Source organism: Streptomyces sp. NPDC048288 (assembly GCF_043201555.1).
GTDB lineage: Bacteria > Actinomycetota > Actinomycetes > Streptomycetales > Streptomycetaceae > Streptomyces.
In genome coordinates, this window is record NZ_JBICZD010000005.1 from 467360 (window position 1) to 479731 (window position 12372).

General features: G+C 71.3%; 10 protein-coding genes. All 10 read right to left on the reverse strand.

What is annotated here, in order from left to right:
- Positions 1-114: 114 nt before the first annotated feature.
- Positions 115-729, reverse strand: coding sequence for a hypothetical protein (locus ACGFZS_RS20875; protein ID WP_393796354.1), 615 nt, complete (start codon positions 727-729; stop codon positions 115-117).
- Positions 730-1147: 418 nt separating this feature from the next.
- Positions 1148-3178: an NAD(+) synthase gene (locus ACGFZS_RS20880; protein WP_393796355.1), complete on the reverse strand. Its 2031-nt coding sequence runs from the start codon at positions 3176-3178 to the stop codon at positions 1148-1150.
- Positions 3179-3412: 234 nt separating this feature from the next.
- On the reverse strand, positions 3413-4258 hold the full coding sequence (locus ACGFZS_RS20885) for a PaaX family transcriptional regulator C-terminal domain-containing protein (RefSeq protein ID WP_393796356.1): 846 nt from the start codon (positions 4256-4258) through the stop codon (positions 3413-3415).
- Between the two features lie 240 nt (positions 4259-4498).
- Positions 4499-5146, reverse strand: a complete 648-nt coding sequence (locus ACGFZS_RS20890; protein ID WP_393796357.1) for a tetratricopeptide repeat protein — start codon at positions 5144-5146, stop codon at positions 4499-4501.
- Positions 5147-5258: 112 nt separating this feature from the next.
- Positions 5259-6251 carry a phospholipase D-like domain-containing protein gene (locus ACGFZS_RS20895; protein ID WP_393796358.1) on the reverse strand — a complete coding sequence of 331 codons (993 nt, stop codon included), beginning with the start codon at positions 6249-6251 and terminating at the stop codon, positions 5259-5261.
- Positions 6252-6502: 251 nt separating this feature from the next.
- On the reverse strand, positions 6503-6943 hold the full coding sequence (locus tag ACGFZS_RS20900) for an IclR family transcriptional regulator (protein WP_393796359.1): 441 nt from the start codon (positions 6941-6943) through the stop codon (positions 6503-6505).
- A gap of 1247 nt (positions 6944-8190) precedes the next feature.
- Positions 8191-9042 (reverse strand): RICIN domain-containing protein, encoded by an 852-nt coding sequence (locus ACGFZS_RS20905; RefSeq protein WP_393796360.1) that lies wholly within the window; start codon positions 9040-9042, stop codon positions 8191-8193.
- A gap of 476 nt (positions 9043-9518) precedes the next feature.
- A complete protein-coding gene (locus ACGFZS_RS20910) occupies positions 9519-10160 on the reverse strand; it encodes a hypothetical protein (protein ID WP_393796361.1) in 642 nt (213 codons plus the stop codon).
- 329 nt (positions 10161-10489) lie between these two features.
- Positions 10490-11137: a response regulator gene (locus ACGFZS_RS20915; RefSeq protein ID WP_393796362.1), complete on the reverse strand. Its 648-nt coding sequence runs from the start codon at positions 11135-11137 to the stop codon at positions 10490-10492.
- Positions 11134-12282, reverse strand: coding sequence for a sensor histidine kinase (locus ACGFZS_RS20920; RefSeq protein WP_393796363.1), 1149 nt, complete (start codon positions 12280-12282; stop codon positions 11134-11136). The genes ACGFZS_RS20915 and ACGFZS_RS20920 overlap by 4 nt, the downstream gene beginning before the upstream one ends.
- Positions 12283-12372: the final 90 nt, after the last annotated feature.

Genomic DNA, 12372 nt, shown 5'->3' on the forward strand with positions numbered 1-12372 from the left:
CCCGGGGCGGGGCCCGGGGCGGGGCGCCGCCCCCCGGCCCGGGGGGCCCGGGTACAGGGCGGGCGGGGGGGGGGGGCTTTCGCCCGCCCCCCCCCGCGGGGCGGTGTCAGTGCCTCACGGTGTGACGGTCGTCGTGGCGGAGGTGAGGGTGTCCGCGGCGGGCAGCGCCGGCAGGTCGGGCACCGCGCCGAGGAGGCCGGTGACCGCGCTGAGGATCGGGGCGAGCAGCCCGGTGACGGCGCTCACCACCCCGCCGAGGTCCAGCGAGGTCAGCGAGCCGAGGAGGCCGTCGACGGCTGCCTGCACCGCGTTCAGCAGGTCCGTGACGGGATCGGCGGCTCGGGTCGGGGTCCGGTGCGCGCGGTCGGCGGCGCCGGGCTCCAGGTGCCGCAGCCGCTGCTGCACGGTGCTGCTCCACTCCCGGACCGCCTTGGCGTAGGCGGCGGCCCGGTCCGGGTCGAGACGGGTGCCGTGCCCCGTGACGAGGTCGGGCAGCGTGTCCAGAAGCGGGGTCAGGGCACGGTCGTACCGCGTCGTGTCCCTCGCCTCGACGCGGTCCAGGAGGGAGGCGAGGCCGGTGCCGGGCCGCGGAACCGTCTGCGCGACACCGGGTCCCGACGCTTCTCGGCCGGCGTCGGCGGCGGCAGCACAGGCGGCGGCCGGGCCGAGGACCAGGGCGGCGCAGACCAGGGGGGAGACGAGGAGGCCGCGGGAGACTAGGGCGCGCATGGGTTTCCTTTCGGGACTGCTGTTGTTGCGCCCACCGTGTGAAGCGGTGCGGGGCCCCGCAACCGGTACCCCGGCCCAGGCGTCGCCGCGCCTGTCGGCACCACGTCCCTGAACTGGTCTTTTGCTCAGAGTCAAGCGTCCTTCCGAGTGTCGGCGGAAGGTTCGCCCGTAAGGGTGCGCGTGGCTGCCGCCGGATCCGCGCACGCGAAGAGGCCCGCCTCCGTGAGAACGGAGGCGGGCCTCTTGTGCCGGAGCGCCGGGCAGGCCTTGCACCTGCATCTCCCCGCAGGAAGCGGGACGTCTTTCCTTGGACCACCAACGCGTCGCCCGCTGCCCCGAGTCGGGGTGTCGAGCACAAGATCGACTGTAGCGCAGACGGGTGACGCGCTCCACATCGGGAGCGCGTCACCCCGGGGCGTCAGTCCGGGATCCGGGCCAGGTCGCGCAGCCAGGCCTTCGCCGAACTGTCGGACGGGGCCCGCCAGTCGCCGCGCGGCGAGAGGGAACCGCCCGCCGAGACCTTCGGGCCGTTCGGCATGGCCGAGCGCTTGAACTGGGCGAAGGCGAAGAAGCGCCGGCAGAAGTACTCCAGCCAGTGCCGGATCTCCGCCAGGTCGTACGCCTTCCGGTCGCCCTCGGGGAAACCGGGCGGCCAGGCGCCCGCCTCCCGGTCGTGCCAGGCGTGCCAGGCCAGGAAGGCGATCTTCGACGGCCGGAACCCGTGCCGCAGCACCTGGTAGAGGGTGAAGTCGTGCAGCGCGTACGGCCCGATCTTGGACTCGGTGGACTGCAGCTCCTCGCCCGGCACCAGCTCCGGGCTGATCTCCGTGTCGAGGATCGCGGCAAGGGTCTCGCCGGTCTCCGCGTCGAACTGCTCACTGCTGATGACCCAGCGGATCAGATGCTGGATCAGCGTCTTCGGCACCCCGGAGTTCACGTTGTAGTGGCTCATCTGGTCGCCGACACCATAGGTGCACCAGCCGAGCGCCAGCTCGGACAGGTCGCCCGTGCCGAGGACGATGCCGCCGCGCTGGTTGGCGAGCCGGAACAGGTAGTCGGTGCGCAGCCCCGCCTGGACGTTCTCGAAGGTGATGTCGTACACCGGCTCGTCGGCGGCGAACGGGTGGCCCATCTCCTTGAGCATCAGCCGCGCGGTCGGCGTGATGTCCAGCTCCGCCGCGGTGACACCGAGCGAGTTCATCAGCCGGTGCGCGTTGCCCTTGGTGTGCTCGCCGGTGGCGAAGCCGGGCAGCGTGAAGGCCAGGATGTCGCTGCGCGGGCGGCCCGCCCGGTCCATCGCCCGCGCGGCCACGATCAGCGCGTGCGTGGAGTCGAGGCCGCCGGACACCCCGATGACCACCTTCGGGCCGCCGATCGCCGCCAGCCGCTGCTGGAGCGCCGCGACCTGGATGTTGTACGCCTCGTAGCAGTCGAGGGCGAGCCGCTCCGGGTCGGCCGGCACGAACGGGAAGCGCTCGACGCGGCGGCGCAGGCCCAGGTCGGCCGCCGGCGGGTCGAGCCGGAAGGCGACGGTCCGGAAGTCGCCGGTGCGGGCCGCGTGGGTACGGCGGTTGTCGTCGAAGGAGCCCATCCGGGCCCGCTCCTGGCGCAGCAGGTCCAGGTCCACGTCGGCCACCGCGTACTGGTCGCCGAGCGGGAACCGGTCCGACTCGGCGAGCAGCGCGCCGTTCTCGTAGATCATGGTCTGGCCGTCCCAGGACAGGTCGGTGGACGACTCGCCCAGACCGGCCGCCGCGTAGACGTACGCGGCCAGGCAGCGCTGCGACGCGGAGCGGCACAGCAGCTTGCGGTCCTCGGCCCTGCCGACCGTGATCGGGCTGCCCGAGAGGTTCACCAGCACGGTCGCCCCGGCGAGCGCCGCCTCCGCGCTCGGCGGCACCGGCACCCACATGTCCTCGCAGATCTCGCCGTGCAGCACCAGACCGGGCACGTCCTCCGCCTCGAACAGCAGGTCGGTCCCGAACGGCAGGCTCTCGCCGCCGATCCGGATCGTGCCGCCCCGCTCGTCGTCGCCCGAGGCGATCTGGCGCCGCTCGTAGAACTCCCGGTAGTTCGGCGGGTACGACTTGGGTGCCACCCCGAGGATCCGGCCCCGGTGCACGAACACCGCGCAGTTGTAGATCCGGTTGCGGTGACGCAGCGGGGCGCCGACGACGAGCACCGGCAGCAGGTCGGCCGACCCGGCCACCACCGTGGCGACCGCCTCCTCGACCTGGTCCAGCAGCGCGTCCTGCAGCAGCAGGTCCTCGATCGAGTAGCCGGTCAGGCCGAGCTCGGGAAAGACGGCGACGGCGGCGCCGTCCTCGGCGCAACGGCGGGCCTGGCGCAGGACCGCCTCGGCGTTGGCGAGCGGGTCGGCGATGACGGTGTGGCCCGTGCACGCGGCGACGCGCGCGAAGCCGTGCTCATAGATCGACCAGAAGTTCAACGGGGCTTCCTCGGGAGAGACGAACACGGTGCGGATGCCGGACGGAGGGTGTCGCCGTACACGGGCGGCCTCTCCTTCGACGGTCCGGCGGACTTCCTGCTCCAAGAAGCATAGATCGCCTGACGATCTCGGCCCTGACCAGGGGATTCCGCCCCAGCTGCGGGGCTGCGGGGCTGCGGGGCTGCGGGGCTGCGGGGCTGCGGGGCTGCGGGGCGGTCGGCCGGGCCCGGCGGGTCAGAGGGGGGTGGTGTCCAGGAGGTCCGCGGCCATCAGGCGGGCGGGGGCCTCGGTCTCGGCGGCGATCCGCTGGAACGTCGCCTCCGCCCGGTGGGCCGGCCAGTCGGCCGGCAGATGCCGGACGGGCAGCCGGGGGTCGGTGCGGATGATGTCCAGCCACTCGCTGACCAGCCGCAGCCGGGTGACGACCGCATCGTCGCCGGGGCCGGGCCGCCAGGCCTCCCAGCGGGTGCGGAAGTCCTCGTACCGGGCGGCGATCGACCCCAGGTCCCAGGTGTCGCGGATCATCAGGTCGATGTCCGTCGCCTCGTCGGCCAGCGCGTGGAAGATCTTGACGTGGGCGGAGAGCCCGAGTTCGGCGACGACGGCGGAGACGTCCACCCGGCCCGGTGCGATCCACAGTCCGCTGTAGAGCGGCCCGAAGCCGGACCAGCCGAGCTGTGAGCGCAGATCGTGCCGTTGCCGCTGCCAGGACTCGGGCAGCGAGAAGCCCAGCAGGGTCCAGGAGCCGTCCCAGTCGTCGTTGACGGCTCCCGTCCGCCAGATGCGGTGCCGCCCGTCCTCAAGGATCTGCGTGGCGGACGGCGTCAGGCCGAAGTACATTTTGCGGCCCTGCCGTTGCCGCTGCAGCAGGCTCCGGTTGACCATGCGGGTGAGCGTGGAGCGCACCGCCTGCTCGCCGACGCCGGCCCGCCCCAGGACCGTGATGATGCTCCCCGAGTAGACGCCCAGCGGGCCCTGCTCCAGCACGTGGTTGCCGAAGAAGGCGAGCAGCAGCGACTGCGGGCGGGGCTGCGGGGTGTCCAGGGGCTCCGGCGGCTCTGGCGCGATCTCGGCTGTCACGTCCGCAAGATTACGGCCCCCGGCCGGACGCGCGGCGGCCCGGGTGATCTCACTTCCGGTGCTGGTCGCCCGGGTGGGACGGGTCGTGCGGACGGGGGCGCTCGGCTCGCACGCGGTGCGTCATGGGCTCGGACTCCTTGGCGCGGGTGGGGCGCGCGCACCGGAGTCGGCCGCCGTTTCGGCCGCCGTTTCGGCCACCGGTTCGGCCGGACCTGCGGCCCTTCCGGCCGGCTCCCGGCGCTAGGCGCGAAGGTGTGTGCGGGCCTCCTCGATCCACCCCAGGACGGCCTTGGCGTCGCACTCCTCGGCGACCGACTCGGCCTCGTCGAGGTGCCGGAGCGCCGTCGGTACGTCACCGGTCTCGGCCGCGAGATGAGCCAGCGCCACCAGTCCGGCCGCCTCCCCCGGCCTGAAGCCGATCTCCCGGCGCAGCGCCACCGACTCGGTGAACCGCTCGCGGGCCTGGTCGAAGCGGCCCGCGTCCTTGTCGGCGAAGGCGAGATGGCGGACCGCGTAGGACATCGTCCTGCGGTCGTCGACGGAGCGCGCCAGCGTGTACGACCGCTCGAAGTACGGCCCGCCGGTGGCGCCGTCGTCCTTCACCACCTGGTGCCAGCAGCCGACCCAGAACAGCGCGTCCGCCTCACCCGGGGTGTCGCCCAGCCGCCGGTACAACTCGGCCGCGCGCTCGAACAGTTCGGGTTCCCGGCCGTTCTCCTCGCGGTCGTGGAGGAAGCGGACGTGGAGCACCTTTCCCCGCGCCATGCACAGGGCCGCCTCGACCGCGTCCAGCGCGTCGTCGGACGCGTCCAGTGCTGCCGTGTCCCCGCCGAACATCGCGGCCTCGAACAACTCTTCCGTCTGTGCGACCCAGTCCTGCCCCGGCATGAACGGCCCCTCCCCGTACGGCGACGATGACGATGCGCGGGGCGAGGCTATCTCCGTGTGTCCGGCGGGACCCGGCATTTTTCCGGGGCACTCGGGACGGGGATCTGTGGCGTCACGCGGCGGTGCCGCCCGCGTAGTCGCTGTTGAACGCGGTCTCGATGGTCGTGGCCACCGACTGCGCGACCCCCGTGCCCGTGAGGATGATCCCCAGCTCGCGGTTGTTGGAGAGGGAGTTGCTGCTGATGTTCATCGAACCGGCCTCCACCTCCTGGGTGGACAGGCCGTAGTCGGCGACCATGGCCTTGGCGTGGATGTAGAAGCCGTCGGGGTCGGAGTAGCCGACCACCGTGCCGCCGGCGTCCTCGATCTCGGAGACCTCGCTGGAGTAGTCGCCCGGCGTCTCCAGGACCACCCGCACCTTCACGCCCGCCTCGGCTCTGGCGACGATCGCGTTGACCACCGTGCTGTCGCTGAACTCCAGCTCCTCGACGTCCAGCGTCTTGGTGGCGGCGTTGATCACGGACAGCAGGCGGCTGCGCGAGTCGGTGGGGGACCAGAGGAGGTGATCGCCGTCGGTGGGGGTGATCGAGGTGCCGGCGTAGTCGGCGGCGAAGACCTTCTCGATCGCCGCGACATCGCGGGTGTCGTCGGTGAACACCCCGTAGTCCCGGCCGGTCGAGTAGTACTGCGAGGTCAGGTTGCCGGTCAGGATCAGCGACTTGGTGGCGTCCACCGTGATCGTCTTCTGGTGCGTGTAGACGAAGCTGGACGACGACCACACCACGCCCACGCCCGCGTTGGTGAGGGAGGTGTAGGCGGAGTTGTTGGCGCTCTTGTGCTGGCGGTCCAGGACGACCCGGACGGTGACGCCCTTGTTCTCCAGGGCGATGAGGTCGTTGACGGCCGTGGTGTCCTCCAGCTCGTACATCGTCATGTCGAGGGAGCTGGTGGCCGAGTTGATGAAGTCGTAGATCGTGGGCTCGCTGCTGCTGAGTGAGAAGGCGAACGCGGTGTAGCTCGCGGCGTTCGCGGGGACCGCGGTGGCGACGACGGCCGCGCTGGCGGCCAGGGCGACACCCGCGCGACCGAGAAGCTTCGACAGCATTGCGTGACTCCTAGTCGAGTAGACGCTCACGTGGGGGGTGGGTGAGCGTGTGCATGACACCACGCGCGTAGACTGCCGAGGAAGAGAGGGCTGGTGAACTCGCCGTTACCTGGGGGCCGTACCGCCGGACAAAGTAGACTCCGCGCAGGTGGCGGACGGTTCATGGGCGTCCCGCGAGAACGCAAAATCTTCGTAGCCGACCGCTGGCCGACCCGCGGGGCGGCCAGCGGGCCGCCCCCGGTGACGATGGTTCAGCGGTGGCCGAGCGCCCGGGAGATCTCGCGGGCCGCGGCGACGACGAGCGGCGCGAGCACCCGGACGCGCTGCTCGTCCAGTTCGAAGGCCATCGACGAGATGCTGATGCCGCCGATCGGGGTGTCGCGGTAGTCGTACACGGTCGCCCCGATGCACCGCGTGGACAGCTCCTTCTCCTCGCAGTGCGTGATCTCGGCGAGGTGGCGCAGCAGTTCGTCCGGGTCGTCGACGGTGTGCGGGGTCGCGGCCGGTGTCCCCGACCGTCCCAGGATGCCCCTGACCTCCTCCGCGGGGAGCGCGGCCGGCAGGGCCTTGCCGATGCCGGTGGAGTGCAGCGGGATCGCCAGGCCCACGCGGGAGCGCATCTCGTAGGCGCGCAGCCCCTCCAGCTTGTCGACGTACACGGCCTGGTCGCCGTGGCTCAGCGCCAGGTGCACGCATCCTGCCGCTGAGCCGCCCCGCACTGGCCGTCGTCGCGATCTTCTCCGTCATCTGGCGGTGGAACGACTTCCTGTGGCCGTTGCTCGTCGCTCAGGACGAGTAAAAGCAGACCCCGCCGGTGGCCATCGCCCGCTCCGCGAGAAGTGACGTCGCCTCAGCACACCGGCCGTACAGTGCACTCGCTGGACCACGACGGCTTCGTACGCGACTAGCTGATCAGCCCCGCGTGGCGCGGCGCCTGCGCCGACCTGTCGCAGGTACTCTCCGCCACCGGCAGCCCCTGGGACGACGACGGGTGCTGGGTGCACACCAACGGCTCCGACGTCGCACCGCTCAAGCGCCGCCTCTACGATTTCCACCCCCTGCTTACTGACAGGCCGCTGCCGACCTCGCCGAGGGCACCGCGTTCGACTGGACCCAGTTCTGCTTCACCCCCGAGTCCCGGCACGCCCTCGCCGGCACCGTCCTGGAGGTCGACCAGGCCGAGTACCGCGAACTAGAAGTCGCTGGCGACGGAGTGCTTGGAAAGGTCCTGGTGAGAGCCTTGATACGAGACTTCGTGCCGCCGCCCGCCGCCCGCCGGTGACAGGGATAGCGATCCATGCCGTGTGCCTGCACTGTCGGATGGTGTTGATCCGCGATCACTCGATTGCGAACTATGTTGTTAATGGTGCCCTTATGGCACTTGCTTGGCGGTATACGGCTGGTACAGCGGCAGAAGTTGTATAGCCACAGATCAAGAAGGAGCGGTGCTGTGATCGGAGGAGGCCACGGTCTTGATTGGAGGGCGTAACCGGGTGGCTGTGAGCGCGGTCGTTGAACCGTGCGGTCTGGGCTGCAGTCGCCGGCAGGTTCTTGGTCTGCTGGTGGGACAGTCCGTACAGAGGCCTTGACCTGCGTGAATGCTTGATTCGCGGAGGAGTCGGCGGGCGTCGGTCCGCGTATGGTCCGGATCTTGGTCGTGGATCCGTGAAGCCGGAGCAGCAAAGGAGTATCCCTCGGCCCTTCAGCCCGGGAGATCGTGAACGAGACGCGCGAGGTCTTGGAGCGATTTGGTGTGACCGGGCCGGTGGTCGAGGCCGCGTTTTTCCAGGCCCAGCCGGAAGAACGCGGTATCGCCGTAACCGCCGTCCGCGAGGACGAGCGGGACGTCGATGCCCTACGACGGCGGCGGGATCCTGAGTCGAGCGCAGCCGACCAGTGTTCACAGTGGTCGGCTGCGTGTCCGTTCAGGGGGTCCGGCTCAGGGCTTGACGACCTGGGAGATGATCCAGCGCTCCGCGCTCTGGCTGGTGTCGCCGCACTTCGCCACCTGGAGCCCGGCGTTGTCTTTGGCGGACCTGCCGCCGGTCACGCTGATGCACAGGTTGCTCGCGACGTTGCGGATCCAGTAGCCCTGCGGCCGCGGGTCCAGCCAGTAGAGCTGGTTGTCCGCGTTCGAGCCGTCGCACGCATGCTCGGTGATCCTCGTCTCAGGTGCGACCCTCGTGTAGTAAGGCAGGTCCATGCACAGCCCGTCCGTACGGTTCTTGATGATGAACAGGCTCGATCCCTCAGGCCCGCCGTCCGAGTCCGTCACCTTCAGGTCCCAGAGCTGGTTGTCCGTGGGAGAGCAGCTGAGGTGCTGGTTCACCGAGCCGCCCGACTTTCCCTTCCCGGAGCCGGGGAGATCGGCGCACCTGTTGGTCGCGATGTTCTTCAGCAGCACGTTGGCCCGGTTGGAGAGGGCGTTGACCAGTTGCCGGGTGGTGGGCGCGGCGGTCTTCGTCGCCTTCGTTGTGTTCGCCTCCGGGGTGGCCGTCTCCTTGGTGACCACCGGCTGCGGCGCGGCCTTCACCTCGGAGCCGGCCGTGCTGGATCCCGGCGAAACGGACTTGGACGGGGACGGGGACGGGGAGTCGGCCGGTGATGCCGGGGGCGCGGGTGACTCGGCCACATAGTCGGCGGCCGGGTCGCCGGACATGCCAGGGCCGAGCGTCGTACCGTCGATGGGTGCCGTGTTGACCTTACGGTGCCCGTCGTCGTCGCTCAGGCCGAGAACAAGGAACGGTACGGCGATCAGCAGCGCTCCCGTGATGCCGGCCGCGGCCAGCATGGGTCCGCGAGGCCGCCCCGGCGGCGCCTCGACTGGCTCGGCCCCGTCCGCACCGTTCGCGCCGTCGTCGTTCCCGGCGAGGAACGCGCCCAGGCTTGCCTCGGGCTCCGGCTCGGCGGACGCCGACTCCCGCTGCTGTCGCGCCTGTTGTTGTTCTCGCTGTTGTTGTTCTTGTTCCGGCTCGGCGGATGCCGGTTCCTGCTGCTCTGCCGCGGTGGATCGGGCGCGCCACCCTCGAAGCCGTCTGGGGGCGGGCACGCTGGGCGACGGTATCGGCACCGGGGCGGCGGAGCCGGGGCTCCGCGGGCCGAGGTCGGCGCCGAGGTCTTGGTCCGGCGCGGGCACGGCCACCGCACGGCGGACGGCAACGGATGATGCCGTCCCGTTGGCCGGGGGTTCGTGCTGAGGTGGCATGAACACTGCTCCTTGTCGGGGTGCGGGTGGTTCCGCTGGTGGGGGGGGGAGGTGGTGCGGTGTCAGTGGTCGCCGACGGGGCCGGCGCAGCGGTCCGGCCAGTCGCCCGTGCCGGGTGACAAACGGTCCGTCAGGGCATGGTCCAACCGCGCGAGCGAGGTCTCGTCCGCGCCCTCCAGGACGTTGGACGCCGTGTACGACTCGGGTAGTTGGCGCAGCAGAACCAGGGGGCCCGCGCCGTGGGAACGCACGTCGAGGACCCTGAAGGCGGTGCCAGGGGCGAACACGACCTCGTCGTCACCGTCCAGCAACTGCCGTACCCGGCAGCCGGTGATCGACCAGATCGCGAAGCCCACGCCCGCGATCCGGGTCTTGTCGGCAGGGCTGAGCGGCAGCCCGCTCAACGGCGCCGGATCCCGCAGCACCGTCCCGGGCCGCAGTTCGCCGTTGACGTCCGGGCCGCCCCGGCCGCGCAGGACCACTCCGCGATACGACGGCAGCCGCCCGAGCCCGGAGGCCAGGCATCCGGCGTACGGCACGAGGTGCCGCTCGCCGGCCCGCAGCGAACTCGTCAACTCCTCGTGGCTCAGCGGAGCTTCGCCGCCCCGGAGGTACATCCGCAGCGCGATCAGGTCGATCCGGGCCGCCTCCTGTTCCTCGCCCCGCAGCGCGCCCCGCCGATGCTGCCGGCCCGTTCCCGCCACACCTCTGCCTGCTCCCTGGAACAGTACGCGCGGCCCGGCGGCGCCCTGTCGTGGACGAACCTGCCGCCCGCGTCCGTGCACTTGGCCTCCCAGAGGCCATGACCGCGAGCAGACCCGCGAGAGCGAGGACAGGGCGAAGAAGTAGCCGCCGCCGGGGGGCGATGCAGACGATGAGGGGTGCGTCGATCAGCTGGCACCGGTGGCTTCGGAGTGCCGCTTGGCGGAGTAGGTTTCGGGGTTGTCCCTGCGCAGCCGAGCGGCCCCTTGGAGGCTCGGTACCAGGGCCCAGGGCTCAGGGCCCAGGGGTGTTCCACTACTCCGGGGTAGCCCTATGAGCGCCCGTCGGCGAGGCCGGAGCGGTGGGCGAGGACCACCAATTGGACACGGTCACGGACTCCGAGCTTGGTCAGGAGGTGTCCCACGTGGGTCTTGGCGGTTCCCTGGGTGATGTGCAGGTGCCGGGCGATCTCGGAGTTGGACAGGCCCTCGGCGACCAGGGCCAGGACTTCGTGTTCGCGTTTGGTGATGCCTGTCGGCATCGTGGGCGCGGGGGCGGACCGGGCGGCGAACTCTTTGATCAGCCGCCTGGTGATGCCCGGGGCGAGCAGTGCGTCGCCGGCGGCGACCACGCGGATGGCGGCGAGCAGATCCGCCGGCGGGGCGTCCTTGAGCAGGAAGCCGCTGGCTCCGGCGCGCAGCGCACCGTAGACGTATTCGTCCAGGTCGAAGGTGGTGAGCATGAGTACCCGTACGGTGCCCGTGCCCGTGATGAGCCGGCTGGCCTCGATGCCGTCCATGTCGGGCATCCGGACGTCCATGAGGACGACATCGGGGTGTGTGTCGAGGGCGAGGGCGACGGCTTCGGTGCCGGTGGCCGCCTCGCCGACCACTGCCAGGTCCGGTGCGGTGCCGATGATGCCGCACAAGCCGGCGCGTACCAGGGCTTGGTCGTCCGCCACGACGACGCGGACCGTCATGCGCGGCTTCCGGTGGAGTCCCGGGCGGTGAGCGGCAGTTGGACGCGGACCTGGAAACCGCCCCCGGGCACCGGCCCGGCCCGGAAGTCGCCCCCGCACATGGCGGCCCGTTCCCGCATGCCGATGAGGCCATGTCCTGGTCCCAGGTGGCCCGGGCGGCCCTGCCCCTGGTCGGTGATCTCGATGACCAGTTCGTCCGGCCCGTAGCCGATGCGGGCACCGGCTCGGGAGGTTCCGGCGTGCTTCACCACGTTGGTAAGTGCCTCCTGGACGATTCGGTACGCCGATGTGTCGATCCCGGCGGGCAGGGCGCGCGGGCTGCCGGTGATCAGCAGCTCGACCTGTACGCCCGCTTCGGCCGTCGACGCCAGCAACCGGTCCAGGTCGGCCAGCCCGGGGGCCGGGGCGAGCGCGGGGGCGGTGTCCTCCGTACGCAGCACGCCGAGCAGCCGCCGCATCTCGGTGGTGGTCTCGCGGCCTGTGGTCTCGATGACGCCGAGCGCGGCGCGGGCCCGGTCGGGCCGGTCGTCGATCACCAGGTTGCCGTAGCCCGCCTGGACGGTGATCACGCTCATGCCGTGGGCCACCACATCGTGCAGCTCCCGGGCGATCCGCAACCGTTCCTGGGCGATGGTCTGCCCGAGCAGTTCCCGCGCGTACCGGCGCCGTTGACGCACCGCGTAGCCGGTCGTCCAGGCGGTGACGAGGACCAGCCCGAAGGGGACGATCCCGCCTCGGTGCGTGAAGTCCGGCAGCGCGGTGGCCATCGCGCCGGAGAGGGAGAGCACGAGCACGAACACCGCCGTACGGATGCGGCAGCCGGTGGCCACGAGGTACAGCACCCACGCCATCGGCCCCAACGCCAGGAACCCGAGTGTCCCGCCTGGCGGGACTTCGGCCAGCGGGGTCAGCCAGAAGGCCGTCAGCGCCGCGCCGAAGGCGGCGAGGGGACAGTGCCGGCCGACCGCCCATGTCGTGGTGAGCAGTACGGCCGCGGCGGCTGCCGCCATGAGGCGAAGGCCGGTGCCGTGGGCCGGCAGAACCCAGGCCGACAGGCCGTACGCGGCGGAACCCGCGAGCTCCAGCGCGAGCCGGTGTCCGGGCCGTAGCCGGGCCGGCAGCGGGGGCCTCGGATCAGGACGCATGGCCCGAGCGTAGGCGCGCGGGGCGGGCGGGGGCATCGGCCCTGCGGCGTATGCCTCCAGGCAGATGTGCCGGGCACCGCCCGCCCGTCA